General features: G+C 53.0%; 27 protein-coding genes and 1 pseudogene. 8 read left to right on the forward strand and 20 right to left on the reverse strand.

Annotated elements, in window-relative coordinates; all coding sequences use genetic code 11:
* From LC431_RS12035 to fkpA, 9 genes are all read right to left on the reverse strand, one after another.
* Positions 1-187 (reverse strand): GTP-binding protein (locus LC431_RS12035; protein WP_238483025.1); only part of this gene is annotated, 187 nt, incomplete at its 3' end.
* Positions 188-258: 71 nt separating this feature from the next.
* On the reverse strand, positions 259-2,373 hold the full coding sequence (fusA, locus tag LC431_RS12040) for an elongation factor G (RefSeq protein ID WP_013573669.1): 2,115 nt from the start codon (positions 2,371-2,373) through the stop codon (positions 259-261).
* Between the two features lie 96 nt (positions 2,374-2,469).
* Positions 2,470-2,940 carry a 30S ribosomal protein S7 gene (rpsG, locus tag LC431_RS12045; RefSeq protein ID WP_005969574.1) on the reverse strand — a complete coding sequence of 157 codons (471 nt, stop codon included), beginning with the start codon at positions 2,938-2,940 and terminating at the stop codon, positions 2,470-2,472.
* Positions 2,941-3,036: 96 nt separating this feature from the next.
* Entirely contained in the window at positions 3,037-3,411 is a 375-nt protein-coding gene (gene rpsL, locus LC431_RS12050) for a 30S ribosomal protein S12 (protein ID WP_013573668.1), read from the reverse strand.
* Positions 3,412-3,554: 143 nt separating this feature from the next.
* A complete protein-coding gene (tusB, locus tag LC431_RS12055; RefSeq protein ID WP_013573667.1) occupies positions 3,555-3,842 on the reverse strand; it encodes a sulfurtransferase complex subunit TusB in 288 nt (95 codons plus the stop codon).
* Positions 3,843-3,855: 13 nt separating this feature from the next.
* Positions 3,856-4,215 (reverse strand): sulfurtransferase complex subunit TusC, encoded by a 360-nt coding sequence (tusC, locus tag LC431_RS12060; RefSeq protein ID WP_013573666.1) that lies wholly within the window; start codon positions 4,213-4,215, stop codon positions 3,856-3,858.
* A 22-nt stretch (positions 4,216-4,237) separates the two neighbouring features.
* Positions 4,238-4,630, reverse strand: coding sequence for a sulfurtransferase complex subunit TusD (gene tusD, locus LC431_RS12065; RefSeq protein ID WP_013573665.1), 393 nt, complete (start codon positions 4,628-4,630; stop codon positions 4,238-4,240).
* Positions 4,627-5,349 carry a transcriptional regulator gene (locus LC431_RS12070; protein ID WP_013573664.1) on the reverse strand — a complete coding sequence of 241 codons (723 nt, stop codon included), beginning with the start codon at positions 5,347-5,349 and terminating at the stop codon, positions 4,627-4,629. The genes tusD and LC431_RS12070 overlap by 4 nt, the downstream gene beginning before the upstream one ends.
* A gap of 264 nt (positions 5,350-5,613) precedes the next feature.
* Positions 5,614-6,468 (reverse strand): FKBP-type peptidyl-prolyl cis-trans isomerase, encoded by an 855-nt coding sequence (gene fkpA / locus LC431_RS12075; protein WP_013573663.1) that lies wholly within the window; start codon positions 6,466-6,468, stop codon positions 5,614-5,616.
* 293 nt (positions 6,469-6,761) lie between these two features.
* Here fkpA and LC431_RS12080 point away from each other — a divergent pair, with 293 nt between their 5' ends.
* Complete coding sequence (locus tag LC431_RS12080; RefSeq protein ID WP_014411533.1) at positions 6,762-6,980, forward strand: protein SlyX; 219 nt, start codon at positions 6,762-6,764, stop codon at positions 6,978-6,980.
* Positions 6,981-7,057: 77 nt separating this feature from the next.
* Here the strand turns inward: LC431_RS12080 and slyD are convergent, their stop codons facing one another.
* From slyD to kefG, 4 genes are all read right to left on the reverse strand, one after another.
* Positions 7,058-7,681, reverse strand: coding sequence for a peptidylprolyl isomerase (gene slyD, locus LC431_RS12085; RefSeq protein WP_223509907.1), 624 nt, complete (start codon positions 7,679-7,681; stop codon positions 7,058-7,060).
* A 198-nt stretch (positions 7,682-7,879) separates the two neighbouring features.
* On the reverse strand, positions 7,880-8,083 hold the full coding sequence (locus tag LC431_RS12090) for a YheV family putative zinc ribbon protein (protein WP_013573660.1): 204 nt from the start codon (positions 8,081-8,083) through the stop codon (positions 7,880-7,882).
* Between the two features lie 78 nt (positions 8,084-8,161).
* Positions 8,162-9,970 (reverse strand): glutathione-regulated potassium-efflux system protein KefB, encoded by a 1,809-nt coding sequence (kefB, locus tag LC431_RS12095; RefSeq protein WP_013573659.1) that lies wholly within the window; start codon positions 9,968-9,970, stop codon positions 8,162-8,164.
* Complete coding sequence (kefG, locus tag LC431_RS12100) at positions 9,970-10,524, reverse strand: glutathione-regulated potassium-efflux system ancillary protein KefG (protein ID WP_014411531.1); 555 nt, start codon at positions 10,522-10,524, stop codon at positions 9,970-9,972. Before kefG ends, kefB begins: the two co-directional genes overlap by 1 nt.
* Before the next feature lie 129 nt (positions 10,525-10,653).
* Between kefG and LC431_RS12105 the strand changes: the two genes are divergently transcribed.
* Positions 10,654-12,570 carry an ABC transporter ATP-binding protein gene (locus LC431_RS12105; RefSeq protein WP_013573657.1) on the forward strand — a complete coding sequence of 639 codons (1,917 nt, stop codon included), beginning with the start codon at positions 10,654-10,656 and terminating at the stop codon, positions 12,568-12,570.
* Positions 12,571-12,630: 60 nt separating this feature from the next.
* Here LC431_RS12105 and LC431_RS12110 read toward each other — a convergent pair whose 3' ends face one another.
* The gene (locus LC431_RS12110) at positions 12,631-13,233 is read right to left on the reverse strand and encodes a LysE family translocator (protein WP_013573656.1); all 603 of its coding nucleotides are present in this window, start codon (positions 13,231-13,233) and stop codon (positions 12,631-12,633) included.
* Positions 13,234-13,333: 100 nt separating this feature from the next.
* On the opposite strand from LC431_RS12110, the gene LC431_RS12115 reads away from it, so the two are divergent.
* Positions 13,334-14,329, forward strand: a complete 996-nt coding sequence (locus tag LC431_RS12115; protein WP_014411530.1) for a hydrolase — start codon at positions 13,334-13,336, stop codon at positions 14,327-14,329.
* A complete protein-coding gene (locus LC431_RS12120) occupies positions 14,326-14,571 on the forward strand; it encodes a YheU family protein (protein WP_013573654.1) in 246 nt (81 codons plus the stop codon). Before LC431_RS12115 ends, LC431_RS12120 begins: the two co-directional genes overlap by 4 nt.
* A 31-nt stretch (positions 14,572-14,602) precedes the next feature.
* On the opposite strand, the gene LC431_RS12125 is transcribed toward LC431_RS12120, so the two are convergent.
* The 5 genes and pseudogenes from LC431_RS12125 to LC431_RS12145 form a co-directional block, all read right to left on the reverse strand.
* Positions 14,603-15,502 carry a carbamate kinase gene (locus tag LC431_RS12125; RefSeq protein WP_126124594.1) on the reverse strand — a complete coding sequence of 300 codons (900 nt, stop codon included), beginning with the start codon at positions 15,500-15,502 and terminating at the stop codon, positions 14,603-14,605.
* Positions 15,503-15,511: 9 nt separating this feature from the next.
* Positions 15,512-15,766 (reverse strand): DUF2877 domain-containing protein, encoded by a 255-nt coding sequence (locus LC431_RS12130; protein WP_223509909.1) that lies wholly within the window; start codon positions 15,764-15,766, stop codon positions 15,512-15,514.
* Positions 15,738-16,418: pseudogene (locus tag LC431_RS12135) on the reverse strand (thiamine pyrophosphate-binding protein); the annotation flags it as partial. The gene LC431_RS12130 and the pseudogene LC431_RS12135, both read right to left, overlap by 29 nt.
* A 114-nt stretch (positions 16,419-16,532) precedes the next feature.
* Positions 16,533-17,342, reverse strand: a complete 810-nt coding sequence (gene allR / locus LC431_RS12140) for an HTH-type transcriptional repressor AllR (protein ID WP_013573639.1) — start codon at positions 17,340-17,342, stop codon at positions 16,533-16,535.
* Between the two features lie 86 nt (positions 17,343-17,428).
* A complete protein-coding gene (locus LC431_RS12145; protein WP_037033635.1) occupies positions 17,429-17,935 on the reverse strand; it encodes an ureidoglycolate lyase in 507 nt (168 codons plus the stop codon).
* A gap of 214 nt (positions 17,936-18,149) precedes the next feature.
* Between LC431_RS12145 and allS the strand changes: the two genes are divergently transcribed.
* Together allS and LC431_RS12155 are read left to right on the forward strand one after the other, a co-directional pair.
* A complete protein-coding gene (allS, locus tag LC431_RS12150) occupies positions 18,150-19,064 on the forward strand; it encodes an HTH-type transcriptional activator AllS (RefSeq protein ID WP_112151925.1) in 915 nt (304 codons plus the stop codon).
* 135 nt (positions 19,065-19,199) lie between these two features.
* Positions 19,200-20,069 (forward strand): phosphoribulokinase, encoded by an 870-nt coding sequence (locus LC431_RS12155; RefSeq protein WP_013573636.1) that lies wholly within the window; start codon positions 19,200-19,202, stop codon positions 20,067-20,069.
* 3 nt (positions 20,070-20,072) lie between these two features.
* Here LC431_RS12155 and LC431_RS12160 read toward each other — a convergent pair whose 3' ends face one another.
* Positions 20,073-20,480 carry an OsmC family protein gene (locus LC431_RS12160; RefSeq protein WP_013573635.1) on the reverse strand — a complete coding sequence of 136 codons (408 nt, stop codon included), beginning with the start codon at positions 20,478-20,480 and terminating at the stop codon, positions 20,073-20,075.
* A gap of 362 nt (positions 20,481-20,842) precedes the next feature.
* Here LC431_RS12160 and crp point away from each other — a divergent pair, with 362 nt between their 5' ends.
* Together crp and LC431_RS12170 are read left to right on the forward strand one after the other, a co-directional pair.
* Positions 20,843-21,475 carry a cAMP-activated global transcriptional regulator CRP gene (gene crp, locus LC431_RS12165; protein WP_013573634.1) on the forward strand — a complete coding sequence of 211 codons (633 nt, stop codon included), beginning with the start codon at positions 20,843-20,845 and terminating at the stop codon, positions 21,473-21,475.
* 61 nt (positions 21,476-21,536) lie between these two features.
* The gene (locus LC431_RS12170) at positions 21,537-23,612 is read left to right on the forward strand and encodes a YccS/YhfK family putative transporter (protein WP_119261126.1); all 2,076 of its coding nucleotides are present in this window, start codon (positions 21,537-21,539) and stop codon (positions 23,610-23,612) included.
* Positions 23,613-23,901: the final 289 nt, after the last annotated feature.

A 23,901-nucleotide genomic window follows, 5' to 3' on the forward strand; every position in this document is an offset into this window, starting at 1 on the left:
TGGTGATACCACGAGCTTTTTCTTCTGGTGCGTTATCGATCTGGTCGAATGCGCGTGCAGAACCGCCGTAGGTTTTAGCCAGAACGGTAGTGATTGCTGCAGTCAGGGTAGTTTTACCGTGGTCAACGTGGCCGATAGTACCAACGTTAACGTGCGGTTTGTTACGTTCAAATTTTTCTTTAGACACGGCTATATTCCTTACTCTTGTGCTCTCCCTTCAAAGAGAGAGCACGGGATCATTGTGTTTAAACCAGTGGCTTATTTGCCACGAGCTTCAATAACGGCCAGGGCCACGTTATTCGGCGCATCATCGTACTTCAGGAATTCCATGGAGTAAGATGCACGGCCTTTGGTCAGTGAACGCAGCTGAGTTGCATAACCGAACATTTCGGAAAGCGGAACTTCAGCATGAATCACAACGCCAGTAGCGTTAGATTCTTGGCCTTTCAGCATACCACGACGGCGGCTAAGGTCACCGATGACGTCACCAGTGTTCTCTTCCGGAGTCTCTACTTCAACCTTCATGATCGGCTCAAGCAGGACTGGTTTCGCTTTCTTAAAGCCATCTTTAAAGGCAATAGAAGCGGCCAGTTTAAACGCCAGCTCGGAGGAGTCAACGTCATGGTAAGAACCGAAGTGCAGACGCACGCCCAGATCGACTACCGGGTAACCGGCCAGTGGACCAGACTTCAGCTGTTCCTGGATGCCTTTGTCAATCGCGCCGATGAATTCACCAGGAATTACACCACCTTTGATTTCGTTGACAAACTCATACCCTTTCGGATTTGTGCCAGGTTCTAATGGGTACATGTCGATCACAACGTGACCATACTGACCGCGACCACCAGACTGCTTAGCGTGTTTACCTTCAACATCGGTAACTTTAGCGCGGATAGCTTCACGGTATGCAACCTGCGGCTTACCGACGTTAGCTTCAACGTTAAATTCACGACGCATACGGTCAACCAGGATATCCAGGTGAAGTTCACCCATACCTGCGATGATTGTCTGGCCAGACTCTTCATCAGTCCAAACGCGGAATGATGGGTCTTCTTTTGCCAGACGGCCCAGAGCCAGACCCATTTTTTCCTGGTCAGCTTTGGTTTTTGGTTCTACCGCAACGGAGATTACCGGCTCAGGGAATTCCATGCGTTCCAGGATAATCACGTTATCCGGATCACACAGGGTATCACCTGTAGTCACGTCTTTCAGACCGATCGCAGCAGCGATATCGCCCGCACGAACTTCTTTGATTTCTTCACGCTTGTTAGCGTGCATCTGAACGATACGACCCAGACGTTCACGCTGAGATTTCACTGGGTTAAATACAGTGTCACCTGAATTGACGAGACCGGAATAAACACGGAAGAACGTCAAGTTACCCACGAATGGGTCAGTAGCGATTTTGAACGCCAGAGCAGAGAACGGCTCTGAATCGTCAGAATGGCGAACTGCCGGAGTGTCTTTACCGTCGTCCAACAGGCCGTTGATAGCTTCAACGTCAGTTGGTGCTGGCAGATACTCAACAACAGCATCCAGCATTGCCTGTACGCCTTTGTTTTTAAACGCAGAACCACAGGTAACCAGGATTATTTCGTTGTTCAGAACGCGCTTACGCAGAGAAGTTTTGATCTCTTCTTCAGTCAGCTCTTCGCCACCAAAGAATTTCTCCATCAGCTCATCAGAGCCTTCAGCAGCGGCTTCAACCAGTTTCTGACGCCATTCTTCAGCCAGTTCTTGCATGTTGGCAGGGATTTCTTCGTATTCGAAGGTAACGCCCTGATCAGCTTCGTTCCAGTTGATAGCTTTCATCTTCACCAGGTCAACAACACCGGTGAATTTCTCTTCCGCGCCGATTGCCAGTTGCAGTGGCACCGGAGTTGCGCCCAGACGTTTTTCAATCTGGTCAACAACTTTCAGGAAGTTAGCACCCATACGGTCCATTTTGTTAACGAACGCGATACGAGGAACTTTATATTTGTTTGCCTGACGCCATACGGTCTCAGACTGTGGCTGAACACCGCCAACAGCACAGTAAACCATTACCGCGCCATCAAGAACACGCATGGAACGTTCTACTTCGATGGTGAAGTCAACGTGCCCTGGGGTGTCAATGATGTTGATGTGGTGTGGTTCGAACTGCTTAGCCATACCAGACCAGAAACAGGTGGTGGCAGCAGACGTGATGGTAATACCACGTTCCTGTTCCTGTTCCATCCAGTCCATGGTGGCTGCGCCATCATGAACTTCACCGATTTTGTGGTTTACACCGGTGTAGAACAGAACACGTTCGGTAGTGGTTGTCTTACCGGCGTCGATGTGAGCACTGATACCAATGTTACGGTAGCGCTCAATGGGTGTTTTACGAGCCATTTGATTCCTCTATAACTAGGACGTTCAAGTTCAGTTAACCCAAGCGGGTTGGCTTCTTGAAGCGCCCGCTTGGTTAGCATAACTACTGCGAAGTGATTACCAGCGGTAGTGGGCGAACGCCTTGTTGGCTTCAGCCATACGGTGAACGTCTTCACGTTTCTTAACTGCAGTACCTTTGTTCTCTGCAGCATCAGAAAGTTCGTTCGCCAGGCGGAGAGCCATGGATTTATCACCGCGTTTACGAGCAGCTTCAACGATCCAACGCATTGCCAGAGCATTACGACGAACCGGACGGACTTCAACTGGAACCTGATAAGTAGAACCACCTACGCGGCGGGACTTAACTTCGACAGTCGGACGAACGTTGTCCAGTGCGACTTCGAAAGCTTCCAGGTGGCCTTTACCGCTACGTTGAGCCAGGGTCTCAAGAGCAGTGTAGACGATTGCTTCTGCAGTAGATTTTTTACCATCTACCATCAGAATGTTGACGAATTTTGCCAGCAGTTCGGATCCGAACTTAGGATCTGGCAGGATTTTACGTTGACCAATGACGCGACGACGTGGCATGGAAATACTCCGTTGTTAATTCAGGATTGTCCAAAACTCTAAGAGTTTATTTTGACAGTAAAGTGAAAATGTTTGGCCTTACTTAACGGAGAACCATTAAGACTTCGGCTTTTTAACGCCGTATTTAGAACGAGATTGCTTACGATCCTTAACGCCTGAACAGTCCAGTGCGCCACGGACGGTGTGATAACGCACACCTGGCAAGTCTTTTACACGACCGCCACGGATCAGGATCACGGAGTGTTCCTGCAGGTTGTGACCTTCACCGCCGATGTAGGAGGTAACTTCAAAACCGTTAGTCAAACGCACACGGCAGACTTTACGCAGTGCGGAGTTTGGTTTTTTAGGAGTGGTGGTATATACACGAGTACATACGCCACGTTTCTGCGGGCAAGCTTCCAGCGCTGGAACGTTGCTTTTAGCAACCTTCGTAGAGCGTGGTTTGCGTACCAGCTGATTAATTGTTGCCATTAAAAAGCTCCTGGATTTTGGTTCATAAACTACTTTGTAAACGCGTGATAAATCGCCCCATAAAAAGCATTAGCTAATATGGGGACGCAGAATTTTAGGGCTGACCTAAGAGGGTGTCAAGAAATATACAGCACATCGTTGTTTCACCATGCTGTTTGCTGGGTATGTTTCTCAGTCAGCGCGACGAAACCAGTATAGTCGATCAATGTGATTCTGTGTGAAATTTGACCAACCAGACCACGAGCCGCCAAATCTTCGCTTAAAACATAAATGGACTGCACATGCTGACTCATCAGGTTGCATGCCTCACTGCCATCAAGTGCAGCCAGCACGCCATCCTGCATCAGCAGAAGCGCATCGTCCTGGGCGATCATGTGAATAAGCAATGAAAAATCACAATGTTGCGGGGAATTGGCAAGAGTAAAAAGCATGGAGTTTCCTGATTTAAAACGTCATTACCACATCATATTCGGCCAGTCGCTGGCGAATTTCAGTCACGGGCAACGGCTCAACATCCAGAACCCATTCATGGCCAGCCGACAGGCCCCGTGTCTTTAATGACTCTTCACAAACGAAACACTGATCGACATCGTAAAGAGATAACACGCCGAACGTGGCAATATAATTACGCGCCAAAATTTTTTCCGGCTGCTGCGCTGGCATTAACTGGAAAACACCATCAGCTATGAAAAATACACCAATATCTTCGGTCAGCGCTGACGTTGCCAGCAACGCATCCAGCCCTTCCCGTCCTGCAGACGTACCGTGCGGACCCTGGGTGAATACAAACGCGATCTTCTTCATTATTGCTCCCTGCATTCACACATCAGAACTGCACCAGACGATCACAGGTCAACGAAGCTTCAGCCAGACTGCCCAGTCCGGTCAGGGTAAAACCCGGCTGCAAGTTAGTCTGCCCGTGCCCCTGATTATGGGCTTCTGTTTCATCTATCACACCGCGGCGTAATGCGGCAGCTACGCACACATTGAGTGCCACCTGGTAATCTGCCGCCATGCGCTGCCAGGATCGGACTAAATCGAATTCATCGGATGCCGGCGCGGAAAGCAAATTACCATTGAGCACACCTTCACGATAAAAAAACACGCTGTCGAGATGATGACCGCTGGCGATCAGCGCCAGTGCAAACTGATACGCGGCACTGGCTTGCTGAGTGCCGTATGCAGGGCCGGTGACCAGCAGGCAGTAACGCAGTTTCAACGTTCGTTCCCCACCAGATCACCGCTTTTAAACTGGCGGATATACAGGTAGACCGTGTGCTTAGAAATGTTGAGGCGATCCGCAACCTGATTAATCGCGTCTTTGATATCAAAAATACCCTTTTCATAAAGATTCAGAACCACCTGACGGTTCTTCGCATTGTTAGATACGTTGCGGTCAGCGTTGACTTCTTCAATGGTGAATTCCAGCGTCTGAGCCACCAGATCATCTACGGATGACGCGAAGTTCACGGACGATGCCACTTCCTGCGTCTCAGGCGGCATAAAGGTCTGAATGATTTGCGAGAAAGGTACGTCAAGATTCATGTTGATGCACAGCAAGCCAATCACGCGTTGCTCACGGTTGCGAATAGCGATGGTGACTGACTTCATCAGCACACCACTTTTCGCGCGGGTGAAATAAGCTTTGGACACATTACTGTCCGCACCGGTCATGTCATGCAACATGCGCAGCGCTAAATCCGTAATTGGCGAGCCGATTTTACGACCAGTATGCTCACCATTAGCAATACGGACCGCTGAACATTTCAGGTCTTCCAGTGAATGCAGAACAATTTCGCAATGCTCACCGATCAGCATCGCAAGCCCGTCCACCACGGCCTCGTATGAAGACAAAATCTCATGATCGACCTGGCTGAACGGACGTTGGTCCAGCAAATCCAGTTCACCGGTTTCGCCAGTTATAAGCGAATTAGACATCGAAGCTACCACCCTCTCTATCGCGCCTTCCAACGGGAGTCAGGACGCATTATTCATCATTCCACGGTCGTTACTGTATCAAAGACACAGAAAAAACGGCCTTACGATTATATGGATCTGTGACGTTATGCCGGGGAAACAAAAGCGTCAAGTTATCATCATAGAGTAACCTCAATAAAATGAAGGACAGGCGGCAAGAAAAGTGAGAGGCGAAAAAAAACCGCCGCATTTAGCGACGGTTTTCTGCAACGACTCAGCAGCAACTTAGTTTGCTTTTGGTGCTGCTTCAGCAGGTTTTTCAGCTGCTTTCGGGTCAGCCTTAGGTGCCGCTTTCACATCCAGCAGTTCAACATCGAACACCAGAGTGGAGTTAGCCGGGATCCCCGGAACGCCAGTTTTACCGTAGGCCAGTGCCGGTGGGATGACCAGCTTGATTTTGCCGCCTTTCTTGATGTGTTTCAGGCCTTCAGTCCAGCCAGGAATTACACCGTCAAGACGGAAGGACAGCGGCTCACCGCGGGTATAAGAATTATCAAACTCTGTACCGTCGGTCAGGGTACCTTTGTAGTTAACGACAACGGTATCGCTGTCTTTAGGCGCTGCGCCGGCACCTGGTTTTTCAACCTGATACAACAGACCTGACTCAGTTTTCTTCACGCCTTTTTCTTTGGTGAAATCAGCACGGAATTTGTCGCCTTTGTCAGCGTTAGCTTTCGCGTCCTGCTCCATCTTAGCCTGTGCTGATGCTTTCACACGGCCTTCGAAGGTTTGCAGAGTCTGCTCGATTTCCTGATCAGACAGTTTGCTTTTGTTCGCGAACGCGTCCTGAACACCGGCGATCAACTGGTCTTTATCCAGTTTGATGCCCAGCTTTTCTTGCTCTTTCAGGGAGTTGTCCATGTAGCGACCCAGCGATGCACCCAGAGCATACGCAGCCTGCTCATCATCACTTTTGAATTTGGCCGTATCTGTTGCTGCCGGAGCAGTTGCAGCAGGGGCAGCGGCTGGCGCAGTTGCAGCAGCGGCCGGTGCTGTGGCTTCAGCAGCCATAACCTGAGTGGCATTCAGGGCGATAGCCATGGTGGTTGCCAGCAGAGTTACTTTAAACAGTGATTTCATCCATTTCTCCAGGACCAGAAATCTGTGACCTCTGGTAATAATTACGAAAGTTCGGCGGTTACTATAACTGTCCGTCTCACGACAAAACAATCTCTATACACGCCATTAGCGTCTTATTCCGACCTTTTTTACATCAATAAGTTTCGTCACACGATCGGGATATACGGATAAAGCGTCAGGGAGGTCAGGTAATCCTGCGGCTTTACGGGTAGAATCGCCGGTCTACAATACAGGATGAGGTTCAGGTCAGTGCACAACATGATCAACACGAGCCATACAGTGAGGTAATGATGATGAACTCAAATACCATTGAACAACGTCTGGAGATGCTGGAAAACAAACTGGCTTTTCAGGAAATTACCATTGAAGAGCTGAACATGATTGTCACACAGCATCAGTTGGAAATGAGCAGACTGCACGATCACCTGCGCCTGCTGACAGACAAACTGCGTGCCAGCCAGCCATCAATGATTGCCGATCAGTCGGAAGAAACGCCGCCACCGCATTATTGATACGGATTGCGACGCAACAAAAAGGCGCCCTTGCGGCGCCTTTCGTTTATATCACTGTTATATCACTGTGCGGGCGATTAATGACAACCGCAGCCGCCGTTACCGCCGCAACCGCCTTTTTTGCCGTGATCATGACCGTGGTCGTGATCATGGTCGTGGCCGTGATCATGGTCGTGGCCGTGACCACCGCAGCAACCGTCACCGTGTTCATGGTCGTGACCATGATCGTGGCCGTGTTCGCCATGAACGTGGCCATGAGCCAGTTCTTCTTCGGTCGCTTCACGGATTGCCACCACTTCAACGTGGAAGTTCAGGTTCTGGCCAGCCAGCATGTGGTTGCCATCAACCACAACGTGGTCGCCATCAACTTCAGTGATTTCGACAGGAACCGGGCCCTGATCGGTATCAGCCAGGAAACGCATACCGACTTCCAGCTCATCAACACCCATGAACACGTCTTTAGGCACGCGCTGAACCAGGTTGTCGTCGTAGTTGCCGTAAGCATCGTTCGCGCCAACATGTACGTCAAATACGTCACCAATTGCATGACCATCAAGTGCAGTTTCCAGACCGGAGATCAGGGAACCATGGCCGTGCAGGTAATCCAACGGTGCGCTCACCGGAGATTCATCAACCAACACACCGTCTTCTGTACGTACCTGATATGCCACGCTGACGACCAGGTCTTTTGCTACTTTCATGATAACTCCTACCGTTGGAAACTCAATTTTTTGTCTGCGGGCGTTGCATAACGCACGCAACTTCGCTTAAGGCTAATTCAGTGACGGCCACTTTTCGATGAGATCATCCTGAAAAGCGCGATCGGATAAATTTGGCGAAGAGTGTAGCGGAAATCCGCGTCTCTGTACTACCAGCATAAAAAAACACGAGCCATAACGCTACTTCGGATCGAAAATACCAATCACCTGCTCTTCCGGGCGAAGCTTCTTGCTGACCTGCGCGTCAGTCTGACGCTGATGGTGTCCGCACTTTACACACTCCACCACTTCAACCTGATCTTCCTGCCATAAAGCCAGTGTATCCATCGCCTTACATTTCGGACACACCGCACCAGCGATGAACCGTTTACGGGTTGTAGCCATGTTACTTCTCCTGAAATTTCCGATATTGCGTCCGGTCAGTTTTCGATCAACCACCGAAATTATTTTTCTGCTACCGGGCTATTCGTCATCGTCCCAGCCATCAAGCTGGCGACGTTCGTTATGCATTTCACTCTGAAAGATGTCTTCCAGCTCTCGCCGGGCCTCTTTCACGCGGGAAATCTGCGCAACGTCGCCGCGGTTTTGCGGCACCAGTTCACGCAACATCCGCATGTCGAGCCGGCGAAAATGTTGCTGCGCGCGATACGCACTGTGCGGATGCATGCCCAGCGTCACGAGTGCTTTCTTCCCAAGCTCCAGCGCACTAGAAAACGTCTCGCGGGAAAAATTCACTACGCCGGCCTGCAAAAGCTCATGCGCTTCCACACGGCCACGGGCACGCGCCAGAATATTCAGATGGGGAAAATGCTGCTGGCATAAATGCACGATAGCCATCGTATCTTCCGGCTCATTGGAGGTAATAACGATCGACTTTGCCTTTTCCGCGCCGGACGCCCTGAGTAACTCCAGTTCGGTTGCATCGCCGTAATAGACTTTGTAGCCGTAAGTCCGCATCAACCCGACGGCGCTGATATCACGCTCCAGCACCGTAATGCGCATTTTGTTCGCCATCAGCAAACGTCCGATCACCTGCCCGAAGCGCCCGAACCCGACAATAATCACCTGCGGCTCATCATCCTGAACAAAATGCTTTTCGTCGCTTTCTTCGCCGTCGTTGTAGCGTCGCACCAAAATCCGGTCAACCCACTGCATCAGCAGCGGCGTGGTCATCATTGATAACGTCACCACCACCAGCAACAGCGAAAGCTGCGACGAAGAAATCACTTTCTGCGCGCCCGCCGCCGAGAACAGCACGAAAGCAAATTCACCGCCCTGACTGAGCACGGCGGAAAATTGCAGCCGGACCGAGGTGCGCAAACCAAATACACGGGACAGCCCGTACAACAAGGCACCTTTGACGGTCACCAGAACAATCACGCCCGCCAGCACCAGCAAAATGTGGGTGTAAAGCACGCCCAGATTCAGCGCCATGCCGACAGAAATAAAGAACAGCCCGAGCAGTAAACCCTTAAATGGCTCGATAGCGATTTCCAGTTCGTGCTGATATTCACTTTCTGCCAGTAAAATCCCGGCGATAAAGGTACCGAGCGCCATCGAAAAGCCCAGCGTATCCATAAACAGCGCCGAGCCGAGCACCACCAGCAACGCGGCGGCGGTAAACACTTCACGCACGCCGGAGGCCACAATCAGCCGGAAAATCGGCCGCAGCAGATAGCGTCCGCCAATCAACATCCCGCCAAAGGCCAGCACTTTCAGGCCGATCATTTCCCAGTTATTGCTGCCTTCGGAGCCCCCCGCCAGAATCGGGATCAGGGCCAGTGCCGGGATCACCGCGATATCCTGGAACAGCAGCACGGCAAAACCCAACTGGCCGCCTTCGTTACGCGTCATGCCTTTATCGCGCATCAGTTGCAATGCCATCGCCGTGGATGACATCGCCAGCCCGATACCGCCAATCACCGCCGCCTGCCAGGAAAACTTCGTGAGATACAACAAACCGCCAAGCACCAGCGCGGTCAGGATCACCTGCCCGGCACCGACGCCAAAGATTTGCCGCCGCAGCGCCCACAACTTACCGGGATTCAGTTCCAGCCCGATGATAAACATCAGGAAAACCACGCCCAGTTCGGAGAAGTGCAGGATCTCATCCACGTCACGGATAAAACCTAAGCCCCACGGGCCGATGGCAATCCCCGCCAGCAAATAGCCGAGTACCGCGCCGATACCTAAACGTTGCGCCAGAGGCACGGCGACCACCGCAGCGAATAAAAACAGCAGGATTGCCGTAGGAATACTTGAAACGTCCATCAGACGATCCCCCCATGCGGCAACGGGGATTGCAGCCATTCGCCGTACGCTTCGGCATGGCTCTGCAACACATCAGGTTTCTGACGTCGCGCCCAGTAAATAACGATTGGCGTCATCCAGTGCATATGGCACATCGCCGACGTCAGCTCGAACGGACGCATAATATCGGACATCGGATAACGGTTATAACCGCCCGCACGGTAAGCGCCTTCCGGCTCGCCGGTGGTAACGACCGAACGCCAGTATTTGCCGTTAAGCGCATTCCCGCCAGCACCGCTGGCAAACCCCCGGGCCAGCACGCGATCCATCCATTCCTTTAATAAAGCCGGGCAACTATAGGTATAAAGAGGATGCTGGAAGACAATCACTTTGTGTTCACGCAGCAGTTGTTGTTCGCGGTGGATATCAATAAAAAAATCAGGATAGTGGGCGTACAAATCATGCACGGTGACATGCTCAAGTTGCTGTGCCTGCTGTAACAAAACGCGGTTGGCGACTGAATCGGGTGATTCCGGGTGGGCGTACAGCAGCAAAACCTTTGGTGGCTGCGACATCAATACCTCCAAAGCGTCGTCAGGGTGCGGTTTTTCCGTTACCATGCTTCGCAAAGACAAAATGGGACGCGATACGTCTTGTTTAAATCATTATCATGACAATTTAACATACTCTCAACACGGCGCTTTATGATTGTTTTCTCCTCCTTACAAATCCGACGCGGCACTAACGTGCTGCTGGACAACGCGTCTGCGACCATCAATCCCGGCCAGAAAGTCGGGCTGGTGGGCAAAAATGGCTGCGGTAAATCCACCCTGATTTCGCTGCTTAAAGGTGAAATGAGCGCCGATGCAGGCAACCTGACGTTTCCGTCCAACTGGGCGCTGGCCTGGGTAAATCAGGAAACACCCGCTCTGGACCAGCCTGCGATAGAGTATGTTATCGACGGTGACCGCGAATTTCGCCAACTGGAAGCGCAATTGCAGCACGCTAACGAGCGTGATGACGGCCACGCCATCGCCACGCTGCACGGTAAACTCGACGCCATCAACGCCTGGACCATTCCGGCGCGCGCGGCGAGCCTGCTCAGCGGGTTAGGCTTTACTCAGAATCAGTTGCAGCAGCCAGTCAAATCATTCTCCGGCGGCTGGCGCATGCGTCTCAACCTTGCGCAGGCGCTGATTTGCCGTTCTGATTTACTGCTGCTCGATGAACCGACTAACCACCTGGATCTCGACGCCGTCATCTGGCTGGAGAAATGGCTGAAAAGCTACACCGGCACGCTGGTGCTGATTTCCCATGACCGGGACTTTCTCGATCCGATCATCGATAAAATACTGCATATCGAACAGCAGACGCTGAACGAATACACCGGTAACTACTCGTCTTTCGAACGCCAGCGTGCGACCAAACTGTCGCAACAGCAGGCATTGTTTGAAAGTCAGCAGGAGAAAGTGGCGCATCTGCAAAGTTATATTGACCGTTTCCGTGCGCAGGCGACCAAAGCCAAGCAGGCGCAAAGCCGTATTAAAATGCTGGAACGCATGGAGCTGATAGCCCCGGCGCACGTCGACAATCCTTTTCATTTTAGCTTCCGCTCGCCGGAAAGTTTGCCCGATCCGCTGTTGCGGATGGAAAAAGTCAGCGCCGGTTATGGCGACACCACGATTCTGGAGTCGATCAAACTGAATCTGGTGCCGGGTTCACGTATCGGCTTACTGGGCCGTAACGGGGCCGGGAAGTCCACGCTGATCAAACTGCTGGCTGGCACCATGCCGCCGCTTCACGGTGACATTGGTCTGGCGAAAGGCGTCAAACTCGGTTACTTCGCGCAGCATCAGCTGGAGTTCCTGCGCGCAGAAGATTCGCCGCTGCAACATCTGGTGCGCCTGGCGAACAAAGAAACCGAACAGCAGTTGCGCGATTATCTCGGTGGATTTGGTTTCCACGGCGATAAAGTGACGGATCCTACCGGGCGATTCTCCGGCGGTGAAAAAGCGCGTCTGGTGCTGGCACTGATTGTCTGGCAGCGCCCTAACCTGCTGTTGCTCGATGAACCGACCAACCACCTGGATCTCGATATGCGTCAGGCGCTGACCGAAGCGCTGATCGACTTCGAGGGCGCGATGGTTGTCGTGTCGCATGACCGCCACTTACTGCGCTCCACCACTGACGATTTGTATCTGGTACACGGCGGCAAAGTGGAACAGTTCGACGGCGATCTGGAAGATTATCAGCAATGGCTGGTGGACATTCAGCGTCAGGAAAGCCAGCAGGACGCACCGGCCAAAGACGGCGGCGTTAACAGCGCGCAGTCGCGTAAAGACCAGAAACGTCGCGAAGCCGATTTCCGCAATCAGACCCAGCCGCTGCGTAAGCAAATCACCAAACTTGAAGCGCAGATGGAAAAATTAAGTACAGAACTGGCGACCATTGAAGAGCGTCTGGCTGATTCCGCGATTTACGACAACAGCCGTAAAGCCGATCTCACCGAATGTCTGCAACAGCAGACCAAAGTGAAAGGCGCGCTGGAAGAGACCGAAATGACCTGGCTCGATGCACAGGAACAACTGGAAGACATGTCGAAGGCCTTTGATCTCGACTAGAAGATCGTTCGGTAAGAAATGAGAAAGGCGCCACGACGGCGCCTTTCTTTTGTCTGCAAATCAGTGCCAGATCAGCAATACGCAGGCGGCGGTCAGGATCCCCATCGCGATATTAAAGGTATACCACGCACGCCTGCTGCGCAGCAGGCGGCCAATTACGGTACCGAAGCCAAGCCAGATGATCCCGGACACCAGATTGACCAGGAACATCCCGAGGCTGATACCGGCAATAGAGTGGTTATAGGCGGCACCGGCCAGACTGAAGCTCGCGACCGCGCCCAGCCCCATCAGCCACGCTTTCGGGTTGAGGAATTGCAGCAACCAGCCCTGATACAAGCGGATCGGCCTGGGTGGCGGGGCGCCGGTTTCCAGTTTTTCATAGGCAGATGTCGCAATCTTCCACGCCAGCCACAGCAGATACAGGCTACCGGCGATTTTGAGGAACAGATGTAACGCAGGATAAATCGTGATGAGCCCGCCGACCCCAAACGCCACCAGCAGCAAAATACTTTGCATGCCAAGCATAATGCCGACCATCAGCCAGAGTGAGCGGAAGAACCCGAAGTTAGCGCCAGACGTGGTTAACAACATATTGTTCGGGCCAGGGGTGATAGCGGCGACCCATAAAAATCCAAGCATCGAGAAAAATAAACCAGGTTCCATTTAATTTGGGTTCTCCGACCCGAAAGATGTGCGATAGCATTGAAGCTAACAGCGTGATATTGATCGCACAAGAGTCTCTTAAGAGAAATTTATTCATCTTATGTTTGAATCCTTTCGCCCCCTGCGCGGAGCCAGTAATCCTCACATCCAGACGCTGTTACCGCGGCTCGTTCGGCGGCACGCAAAACTCAAACCTCACTGGCAAAGGCTGGATACGCCGGACGGGGATTTTCTGGATTTAGCCTGGACTGAAGACCCGGAACAGGCGCGACATAAACCACGCATGATCCTGTTTCACGGACTGGAAGGCAGTTTCTTCAGCCCTTATGCCCACGGTCTATTGCAGGCCTGGAAAGACAAAGGCTGGCTCGGCGTCGTCATGCATTTTCGCGGATGCAGCGGTGAACCCAATAAACTGCTGCGTATTTACCATTCCGGTGAAACCGAAGACGCCCGTTTTTTCATTCGCTGGCTCAATGAAACTTATGGCGAAGTCCCGACCGGCGCGGTGGGCGTGTCGCTCGGCGGCAATATGCTGGCCTGTTATCTCGGGCAGGAAGGGGAAACGTGTACGCTGAGCGCCGCCGTGGTGGTCTCCGCGCCGCTGATGCTGGAACCTTGCGCTTACCGGCTGGAACAAGGTTCATCACGGATTTATCAGCGCTATCTGCTCGATCAGCTCAAAGGCAATGCCTCGCGCAAACTGGCGAAATATCCGGGCACATTGCCCGTCACGCTGGAGCAGCTAAAAGCCATGCGTTACCTTCGTGAATTCGACGACGCCATCACCTCAAAAGCACACGGATTTACCGACGCGCTGGATTATTACCGCCGGTGCAGCGGCCTGCCGTTACTGGCGCAGATCAGAACGCCGTTGCTGATTATCCACGCCAAAGACGACCCGTTTATGACGCCGGAGGTCATCCCGAAAGCAGAAGATTTACCGGATTGCGTGGAATATCAGTTAACAGAACATGGCGGACATGTCGGGTTTGTTTCCGGCAGCTTACGTCATCCGCAGATGTGGCTGGAGCAACGCATTCCGGCCTGGATCGCCCCGTATTTAGAAAATAAGACTAAGGAAACAACAGAGTGATTATTCCCTGGCAGGAACTGGACGCTGAACTGCTCACCAGCGTGGTGGAATCCTTCGTATTGCGCGAAGGCACCGATTACGGCGAGCAGGAACGATCTCTGGAACAAAAAGTCGATGACGTGAAACGTCAGCTGAAAAGTGGCGAGGTTGTGCTGGTCTGGTCAGAACTGCATGAAACGCTGAACATTATGCCGCGTGGTCAGTTCCGCGCCGGGCAGGAAGAAACCCCGCAGGACTGGTAACTCACGGCTCCGTCGATGCGGAGCCGTTTTCTTACGCCGTTGCCGAAATACAGGTTCCGGCGTCTCCCGCCAGCACCGCCTCGATCTGATCCAGCGCGCCGATATAGGCCGGATAGCCGCTGTAATTCACAAACGCGCTGACCGCCGCGACTTTGGGGCCCATCGAACCGTCGTTTTGCGCAAAAGGCGCGAGCTGCGCGGGCGTCGCACGACGGATCGCCCGTTGCTGCGGCGTGCCCCAGTGTTCATACACCGCATCGGCATCGGTCAGGATCACCAGCTTTTGCGCCTTCAGTTGACGCGCCAGCAGCGCTGCCGACAAATCCTTGTCGATTACCGCCTGCGCGCCGTTGCCATCTTCAAACACCGGAATGCCGCCACCGCCATTACAAATCACCACGTGCCCGCGCGCCAGCAATTGCTGAATAGCGTCGATATCCACAATCCGCTTAGGCACGGGTGACGCCACCACGCGGCGCAAATAAGCCCCGTCGGCTTTCATTTTCCAGCCATGCAGGTTTTCCAGTTCCTGCTGAGATCCCGGCGGGTACACCGGCCCGATAAATTTTTCGGGAGAGGCAAACGCCGGATCGCGGCTGTCGACTTCAATGCGCGTCAGCACGGTGGACACCTCTGGCATGCCCGTCTGCTGCCCGAGCATTTGCGCCAGCATAAACCCGATCATGCCCTGTGTTTCTGCGACCAGAATATCCAGCGGATAGGCGGGCACCTCCGTATACGCCTGATTTTGTAATGACAACAATCCGACCTGGGGTCCGTTGCCGTGAACAATCGCCAGACGGTAGCGCGTCGCCAGCCGCGCCAGCGCATCGGCCACCGTCGCAATATTGCGATACTGATTTTCAGCCGACAGGCATTCGCCACGTTGTAAAAGCGCATTACCGCCCAGTGCGACCACTAAAGTTTCCATGTTTCCTCCTTAAAGAAAGTGTTCCCTGAAAAGCGTCAATGCCAGCCAGACGCCAAGCAGCGTATCGGCACCCGACGTGTGCCCCAGCGCCAGAACCTGCTCTGCGCGCCGGGCACGAATCAGATGCAGCAATGGGGTGGAAAATTGTCTTCTCACCGCATGATGCAGATAGGCACAACTGACCGATGATGTGAGCGTGCGCAGGTCCGGTGTATGATCAAAAAAGTCACCGACCGGCAAAGCGCTGCAACAGCGCGGCGGCATCAGCGTTAATCACACCGCCACCGGCCACAATCAGCGGACGCTCACAGGCGTTGAGCATTTCCATCGCTTTGACGGCCTGAGCAACGGTGGCGGCAGGCTTGTAAGCGGGCAGCGATTCATAAGTTTCCGGATCGAATTCGATTTCGGCGGTCTGCACGTCATACGGCAGATCGACCAGTACCGGACCGGGGCGACCGGAGCGCATCAGATGGAACGCCTGTTGCAGGACACGCGGCACCAGCGCAGGTTCCAGCACGGTCACCGCCATTTTGCTCACTGGCCCGGCAATCGCCTGAATATCCACCGCCTGAAAATCCTCTTTATGCAGACGGGCGCGCGGTGCCTGACCGGTAATGCACAGGATCGGAATGGAATCCGCCGAGGCGGAATACAGCGCGGTGATCATGTCGGTACCCGCCGGGCCAGACGTCCCCAGGCACACGCCGATGTTCCCGGCTTTCGCACGGGTATAACCTTCGGCCATATGCGATGCACCTTCCACATGACGGGCTAACACATGACGGATTTTTCCATGCAGGCGCATGGCGTTATAAAACGGGTTAATCGCTGCGCCCGGTACACCAAACGCGGTGGTGATCCCTTCTTTTTCCAACACATACATTGCTGCCTGTGCAGCTGTCATACGAGCCATAGCTAAATCCTCAGGTAATTCCGCTTTGCATAAAATAACGGAAAAAGTTTCCAACTTTAATTTGACTGAAAAAAATCCCGCTCACGACAGAGCGGGGATCGCAGGACGAACCGGTTAGTGGCGCTGGCCCAGGGCCAGACTGATGTCACGCGCGGTATCCCGCACCAGTTCGCCTAAATCGGTAAAACGCTCCGTCGTTAAGCGGGAGCTGGGGCCGGAGATCGAAATCGCCGCCACCGCATTGTTATTGCTGTCAAAAATCGCCGAGGCCAGACAGTTCAGCCCTGTCACATGCTCTTCGCTGTCCTGTGCAAAACCCTGCTGACGCGCGTGTTGCAGATCCTTTTTCAACGCATTCAGATTATCCAGCGTGTGCGTCGTAAAGTTCTTCAACCCCGCCTGCATCATCAGGCTCATCAGCGCCTCGTCATCCAGCGAATACAGCAACGCTTTCCCGGCACCGGAGGCATGCAGTGGCAGACGGCTGCCAAGCGGCGCGCACATCCGCACCATCGACTGGCATTCCCGCTGGCCGATCAGTACCGCTTCGAAACCGTTGCGGATCGCCAGATTGGCCGTTTCGCCCGACAACAACATCAGGCGCTGCATATAAGGCGCGGCGACTGACAATACATCCCGGTTATGGATATAAGACGATCCGACCGTAAACGCCTGTAAGCCAATGTGCCACCAGCTCAGTTGCGCATCCTGATAAACAAAATCGGCCTCTTCCAGCACTTTCAGCAGTCGAAAGGTGGTGGAAAGGGGCAGCGACAAATTCTCTGCAATGTTGCTGACAGAAGAACTGCCGCCGGACTGCGCCAGATAATTCAACACCGCAATGCCGCGTTCTAAGGCCTGAGCGCCCTTTTGCGAACCAGAACCAGGCTGGCTAGGACGCCCCCGTTTTTTTACTTCGGCCATCTCACATTTCTCCAGCATCAGGCGCTGAGCGCCCGCGTTTCGCTTGTTTTCAGATGCTTGTATCTTATGCAAGATGCTTTATAGCGTCACGACTTTAATCCCGCCGCAACGGGTAAAATAAGCTGATAGCCCTGAGGTAACTGACTGATATCACAGTTGTCTGCGCCGCCACGATCGACGGTGAGAAAATTCGTCACCGTCTCAAACGCAAACAGCGGATGGTGCCAGACATTCCGGTGATAATTCACGCCCTGCAGGCCGTTGGTGATAAAGGCTTTCAGCGTGGAGATGTCCGGCGTCTCGCCCCCTGCCGCAACAATCACGATAAAGCGCTCGCCCTGCATCGGCACAAACGCCTGTGAACCGAGCGGGTGTTTTTCGAGTTGCGTCACCACAATGGGCAACGGTGCTGGCTGGGCGCGGTTGATGCTGACCAGCGGGCGATCCTGCCCGAGGATTTCCACGTTGGTCAGATCGTGGTACCGCTCAACCTTGCCGTCGTTGATATGAAAAAAATCGCGACCTGTCGTCTCAATCACATCGCCGTAAGCCGCGAAGGCCGCCTGGGTCAGCGGGTAAACCGGAAGTTCCATGGCATTCATCCCTGCATTTAAAATAAAACCGGTGAGATAAGCCCGCCAGATTGGCGGATTTATCCTCAATGCAATTACTGTAGAAACTTTTTCCAACTTGCTCAATCGAAATATGGAAAAAGATTCCATAAAATTGATGAAGTCCACAATTCTCATCCGGTTAAATCTATAAAATCTTTTTCATTCAATGCATTAACATTACTTCGGGTGACCTATGCTGGATGAGGAGTCGATTAAAACCTTTATGCACGTCGCACAAACAGGCAGCTTTTCCCGCGCGGCAGAGATGCTGCATAAAACGCCCGCGACCATCAGCTATCGAATTAAGATGCTGGAAGACAGTGCCGGGACGTTATTGCTCAACCGCACGACCCGTACGGTGTCGCTGACGCCCGCCGGACAGCATCTGCTTGAACGATGTCGCCAGTGGCTAACCTGGCTGGAGGGTGTACCGGCAGAACTGCAGCAGATTAACGACGGCATTGAGCGCCAGCTGAATGTGGTGGTGAACAATCTGATGTACTGCCCTGAAACTCTGGCGGCGTTATTAAGCTGTCTGACGCAGCGCTACCCGTTCACGCAGTTCACTTTCACACGACAGATTTACATGGGGGTATGGGATACGCTGCTGTACGAAGATTTTCAGCTGGCGATTGGCGTCACCGGCACCGAATCTCTTTCTAACGCCGTGAATCTGCTGCCGCTGGGTGAAGTGGACTGGATTTTTGTTCATGCGCCCTTTCATCCGCTGCAGCACATCACTGGCATGCTGGAAGAAGCGGTGTTGCGTCAGTACATTGCCATCAATGTGGAAGACACCTCGCGCCATCTGAACAAGCGGGTAGCCTGGTTGCTGACCGGGCAACGGCAGATCATCGTGGCAGATGTGGCGACTAAACTGGCCTGTCACCTGAAGGGAATGGGTATCGGTTTTCTGCCGCGCCATCTGTGCCAGCCATATCTCGACAGCGGCGAGCTGATCGCCCGACAAATCCGCTATCCGCGCGCCCCTTCCCCGCTCAGTCTGGCGTGGAAAAAGGAGTACACAGGCAAGGCGCTGCATGACATTGTTTCTCTGTTCCACCAGAAGGACCCGCTGATCCAACCGTTGCTGGCGGGTTTAGAATAGTGATGCCCTCTTTGGCTTCGCGAATAAATATGGTAACAATAGGCTTAATTATGCGCAGCCTTGACGCCAGAACTTCGACCACAGAAAAGACCGCGTCTCGCCTGCCTGCATCACCTTTATGGAGAACAGCGCATTATGTCAGCCAAACATCCTGTTATTGCCGTGACCGGTTCGAGCGGTGCAGGCACCACGACCACCAGCGTGGCATTTCGTAAAATATTTCAGCAGCTTGGTTTGCGTGCGGCGGAACTGGAAGGCGACAGTTTTCATCATTTCACCCGTCCTGAAATGGATGCGGCAATACGCAAGGCGCGCGATCTGGGACGTCATATCAGCTACTTCGGGCCGGAAGCCAATGACTTTGGTTTGCTGGAAAAAAGCTTTATCGAATACGGTAAAACAGGCACTGGTCGTTCACGTAAGTATCTGCATACTTATGACGAAGCCGTTCCCTACAATCAGGTGCCGGGTACCTTTACGCCGTGGCAGGCGTTGCCGGAACCGACGGATATTTTGTTTTACGAAGGGTTACACGGTGGCGTGGTGGCGGACAAAATTGACGTTGCCGCGCAGGTCGACCTGCTGGTCGGCGTAGTGCCTATCGTCAACCTCGAATGGATCCAGAAACTGGTGCGCGATACCGGCGAGCGCGGGCATTCCCGTGAAGCGGTGATGGATTCCGTCGTGCGTTCGATGGATGACTATATCAATTACATTACGCCGCAGTTTTCCCGCACACACATCAATTTCCAGCGGGTACCCACCATCGACACCTCGAACCCGTTTGCCGCCAAAGCCATTCCGTCACTGGATGAAAGCTTTGTGGTGATTCATTTTCAGGGACTGGATGACATCGATTTCCCGTATCTGCTGGCCATGCTGCAAGGGTCGTTTATCTCGCACATCAAAACACTGGTGGTGCCGGGCGGCAAAATGGGGCTGGCGATGGAGCTGATCATGGCGCCGCTGGTGCAGCGCCTGATGGAAGGCAAGAAGATCGAGTAAACTTTATTCGGCTGCAATCACTTCAAAGCTGTGGGTGATTGTGGCCGCTTTCCCCAGCATCAGAGACACAGAACAGTATTTTTCGGCAGACAGGCTGACTGCGCGTTCAACAATCTTATCGGTCAGATCCTTACCGGTGACGATAAAATGCAGATTGATGTGAGTGAACAGACGCGGCGCTTCTTCGCGGCGTTGTGAGGTCAGCTTCACTTCACAATCACGCACGTCATTACGACCTTTTTGCAAAATTGACACCACGTCGATTGCACTACACCCCCCTGCGGACATCAGTAACATTTCCATCGGGCTTGGGGCTTTATCACCCGCGTTTCCATCCATTGAAATCTGATGACCCGATGCAGACTCACCTAAAAATGTCAGTCCTTCAACCCATTTGACACGTGCATGCATGAACTATTCTCCCGGTGAATAAACTTGTCGAAATCTGCTCTCAGAGTACCCTTTCACCTAAAATCTGGCAACGTAACCCGATCGCCATCATGCTGAAGCGAGACAACAGAAGACAGCATCTCAAACCTGTGCTACAAACAAAGCCGAAACATACTTTCCAGTAAATTGCGGTGACGGTTTTTGCGGTTTAAGTACAGAACCCACGGTGATGACAGCAATAAACAGGCTGTTGCACTCCGACATCCGCTTGCAGCATTTCTGGAGAGTTATATGCTGAAAGGGCGCTTTGGATTTGAAGTGCCGTACAGGGAACTCTGAGCCCTGTGATTTTGGGCAGCGATAACAACAGAGGATAATAGCAAATGGTTCTCGGCAAGCCACAAACAGACCCGACTCTTGAATGGTTCCTGTCTCACTGTCATATACATAAGTATCCTTCTAAAAGTACGCTGATTCACCAGGGTGAAAAAGCCGAAACGCTTTACTACATCGTGAAAGGGTCAGTTGCTGTCCTGATTAAAGATGAAGAAGGCAAGGAAATGATACTGTCCTACCTTAACCAAGGTGACTTCATCGGTGAGCTGGGACTCTTCGAAGAAGGTCAGGAACGCAGTGCCTGGGTACGTGCTAAAACTGCCTGTGAAGTGGCTGAAATTTCGTATAAAAAATTCCGCCAGCTGATTCAGGTTAACCCGGATATTCTGATGCGTCTCTCCGCGCAGATGGCCAACCGTCTGCAAGTGACGTCAGAGAAAGTCGGCAACCTTGCCTTCCTTGACGTTACCGGTCGTATCGCTCAAACCTTGCTCAATCTGGCTAAACAGCCTGATGCAATGACCCATCCGGACGGGATGCAAATCAAGATTACCCGCCAGGAAATTGGCCAAATCGTCGGTTGTTCACGTGAAACAGTCGGACGCATTCTCAAAATGCTGGAAGATCAAAGCCTGATCTCCGCACACGGTAAAACGATTGTCGTTTACGGCACACGTTAATCCCTCAAAAATTGGCGCGGCAAAACACTGTCGCGCCTTTTTTATGGGCTAAGCTTTACCCATGACGCTATGGCGAAGACTGTTTTACCATCCTGAAGTGAACTACGCGCTGCGCCAGACGCTGGTGTTGTGCTTACCTGTTGGCATTTGCTGGCTGTTTGGCAATTTGCAAATGGGCCTGCTGTTTTCCCTCTGCCCGGCCTGTTGTAACATCGCCGGTCTGGATACCCCGCATAAACGCTTTTTCAAACGCCTGCTCGTCGGCGGTTCACTCTTTGCCGTGAGCAGCCTTCTGCTGCAACTGATGCTCGAAAGCTGGCATATACCGCTGCCGCTGATCATGCTGTCGCTGGCGTTACTGCTCGGCGTCACCGGTGAAATCAGCCCGCTGCATGCGCGCCTGTTGCCCGGTGCGCTGGTGGCGACTATCTTCACGCTGAGTATGGTGGGCGTGCGCCCGATGTGGCAGGCCCCGGTGTTGTTCGCCGCTGGCACAGCCTGGTACGGATTGTTTAACTGGGCGTGGTTTCGTATTTCGGAAGAACAGCCGATGCGCGAAACGCTCAGCCAGCTCTATCTGCAACTCGCGGATTATTTCGAAGCCAAGTACAGCCTGCTGACGCAACACACCGATCCCGAAACCGCGTTACCCCCACTGCTAGCCCGCCAGCAGCAGGTTATCGACCTGATTGCCCTGCTTTATCAGCAATTACACATGTTGCCCCAGCACGGACATCATCATCACCATAAGCGGCTATTTCAGCGTTTTCAGGTGGCGCTCGATTTGCAGGAGCACATTACAGTGAGCCTGCATCAGCCGGAAGAAGTGCAGAAACTGGTGGAGGAAAGCCATGCCGAAGCGGTTATCCGCCGAAATGCACAGGTGATTTCCACCCGTCTTCGGGTGATTGCCGACGATATTCTTTATCACCGTTTATCCGGGCGCTTTACGATGGCCAATGAGCTGACCGCGCTGGAGAAAATCGCCGCGCGCAACCCGGACAATCCGGTAGGTCAGTTTTGTTATTACCATTTCAGCCGCATTGCCCGTCTGTTACGCACACAGCGGCCGTTGTACAAACGTGACCTGATGAACACCCAGCCGCGTTTGCCCTTCTGGCCCGCGCTGAAAAGCTATCTTTCCTTCAAATCCGTGGCACTGCGTAATGCCGCACGTTTGGGCATTATTCTGGCGATTGGCAGCAGTCTGGGTCTGTTCTTCAATTTGCCCAAACCCTACTGGATCTTGCTGACTATCATGTTGGTCAGCCAGAACGGTTATAACGCCACGCGGGTGAGGATCCAGCACCGTGCACTCGGTACGCTGGCCGGATTGCTGATTGCCTCAGGCTTGCTCAAACTGGAACTGCCGGAAGGCACCACGCTGCTGTGCATGCTGCTGATCACCCTGTTGTCCTATACCGTTCTGCGCAAAAACTACGGACTGGCGATGGTCGGCATGACGGTGACTGCAGTGTATACCCTGCAATTGCTGGCGATGAACGGCGTGCATTTTCTGGTACCACGACTGGTCGATACCCTGATCGGCTGCGCGCTGGCCTTTGGTGGCACTATCTGGTTGTGGCCGCAATGGCAAAGCGGTTTGCTGCGCCAGAATGCACACCAGGCGCTGGAAATCTATCAGGACGCTATCCGCCTGCTGCTCGAGGAAAGCCCCGACACCGCCAAACTGGCGTACACCCGTATGCAGGTCAATCAGGCGCACAATAAGCTGTTCACTTCGCTAAATCAGGCGATGCAGGAGCCGGGTTTTAACTCACATTATCTGGCGGATATGCGTTTGTGGGTGACGCACAGTCAGTTTGTGGTTGAGCATATCAACGCGATGACGATCCTCGCCCGCGAGCATTACATGCTGCCGGAAAAACTGGCGACGGAGTATTTACAGACCTGCGAAATCGCGCTGCAAAGCTGTCAACAACGACTGCTCTACGACGGGCCGGGCAGCGAGAACAACCTGTTTAATGCGCCGGAACTTCACCCGGATATGCCACTGACCGAAATGGAACGCCATCTGCGGCGCGTAATTTCACATCTCAGCGTGATGCATACCATCTCGTCACTGGCGTGGAAGCAGAGGCCGCATCATGGGATCTGGCTGACGCGGCGGGCGTGAAGGGGGAGACCCCTTTCAAATCCCCTTTTTACTGGCTTGCAGTCAGACTGCTTTTTGAAATTGAGAAAATTTCGGTTTCTCAAGTACGGATGCCGTGTACTGGCGTTCTTTTAAACGGATTGAGAAAGTTTCGGTTTTTCAATTGCCGTGTTCGCTTAACTCACCGAGCCGAAACCGACCAAAGAGGGCTAAGACGAGCCCTCTTTGGAATCTCCACGTCTTAAACTGCGCGCTTCGCTCGTAGGCTATGTTCCAGCAACCACAGCGACAGGCTGGAAATCTTGCCGCG

This window comes from Rahnella sp. GSA61A (assembly GCF_019969905.1).
Classification (GTDB): domain Bacteria; phylum Pseudomonadota; class Gammaproteobacteria; order Enterobacterales; family Enterobacteriaceae; genus Rahnella; species Rahnella aceris.

Coding starts and splice junctions, on each gene's coding strand:
- fusA (WP_013573669.1), bottom strand. CDS start 2,373: ATGGCTCGTAAAACACCCATTGAGCGCTACCGTAACATTGGTATCAGT.
- rpsG (WP_005969574.1), bottom strand. CDS start 2,940: ATGCCACGTCGTCGCGTCATTGGTCAACGTAAAATCCTGCCAGATCCT.
- rpsL (WP_013573668.1), bottom strand. CDS start 3,411: ATGGCAACAATTAATCAGCTGGTACGCAAACCACGCTCTACGAAGGTT.
- tusB (WP_013573667.1), bottom strand. CDS start 3,842: ATGCTTTTTACTCTTGCCAATTCCCCGCAACATTGTGATTTTTCATTG.
- tusC (WP_013573666.1), bottom strand. CDS start 4,215: ATGAAGAAGATCGCGTTTGTATTCACCCAGGGTCCGCACGGTACGTCT.
- LC431_RS12070 (WP_013573664.1), bottom strand. CDS start 5,349: ATGTCTAATTCGCTTATAACTGGCGAAACCGGTGAACTGGATTTGCTG.
- fkpA (WP_013573663.1), bottom strand. CDS start 6,468: ATGAAATCACTGTTTAAAGTAACTCTGCTGGCAACCACCATGGCTATC.
- LC431_RS12080 (WP_014411533.1), top strand. CDS start 6,762: ATGAACTCAAATACCATTGAACAACGTCTGGAGATGCTGGAAAACAAA.
- slyD (WP_223509907.1), bottom strand. CDS start 7,681: ATGAAAGTAGCAAAAGACCTGGTCGTCAGCGTGGCATATCAGGTACGT.
- LC431_RS12090 (WP_013573660.1), bottom strand. CDS start 8,083: ATGGCTACAACCCGTAAACGGTTCATCGCTGGTGCGGTGTGTCCGAAA.
- kefB (WP_013573659.1), bottom strand. CDS start 9,970: ATGGACGTTTCAAGTATTCCTACGGCAATCCTGCTGTTTTTATTCGCT.
- kefG (WP_014411531.1), bottom strand. CDS start 10,524: ATGTCGCAGCCACCAAAGGTTTTGCTGCTGTACGCCCACCCGGAATCA.
- LC431_RS12105 (WP_013573657.1), top strand. CDS start 10,654: ATGATTGTTTTCTCCTCCTTACAAATCCGACGCGGCACTAACGTGCTG.
- LC431_RS12110 (WP_013573656.1), bottom strand. CDS start 13,233: ATGGAACCTGGTTTATTTTTCTCGATGCTTGGATTTTTATGGGTCGCC.
- LC431_RS12115 (WP_014411530.1), top strand. CDS start 13,334: ATGTTTGAATCCTTTCGCCCCCTGCGCGGAGCCAGTAATCCTCACATC.
- LC431_RS12125 (WP_126124594.1), bottom strand. CDS start 15,502: ATGGAAACTTTAGTGGTCGCACTGGGCGGTAATGCGCTTTTACAACGT.
- LC431_RS12130 (WP_223509909.1), bottom strand. CDS start 15,766: ATGCCGCCGCGCTGTTGCAGCGCTTTGCCGGTCGGTGACTTTTTTGAT.
- allR (WP_013573639.1), bottom strand. CDS start 17,342: ATGGCCGAAGTAAAAAAACGGGGGCGTCCTAGCCAGCCTGGTTCTGGT.
- LC431_RS12145 (WP_037033635.1), bottom strand. CDS start 17,935: ATGGAACTTCCGGTTTACCCGCTGACCCAGGCGGCCTTCGCGGCTTAC.
- allS (WP_112151925.1), top strand. CDS start 18,150: ATGCTGGATGAGGAGTCGATTAAAACCTTTATGCACGTCGCACAAACA.
- LC431_RS12155 (WP_013573636.1), top strand. CDS start 19,200: ATGTCAGCCAAACATCCTGTTATTGCCGTGACCGGTTCGAGCGGTGCA.
- LC431_RS12160 (WP_013573635.1), bottom strand. CDS start 20,480: ATGCATGCACGTGTCAAATGGGTTGAAGGACTGACATTTTTAGGTGAG.
- crp (WP_013573634.1), top strand. CDS start 20,843: ATGGTTCTCGGCAAGCCACAAACAGACCCGACTCTTGAATGGTTCCTG.
- LC431_RS12170 (WP_119261126.1), top strand. CDS start 21,537: ATGACGCTATGGCGAAGACTGTTTTACCATCCTGAAGTGAACTACGCG.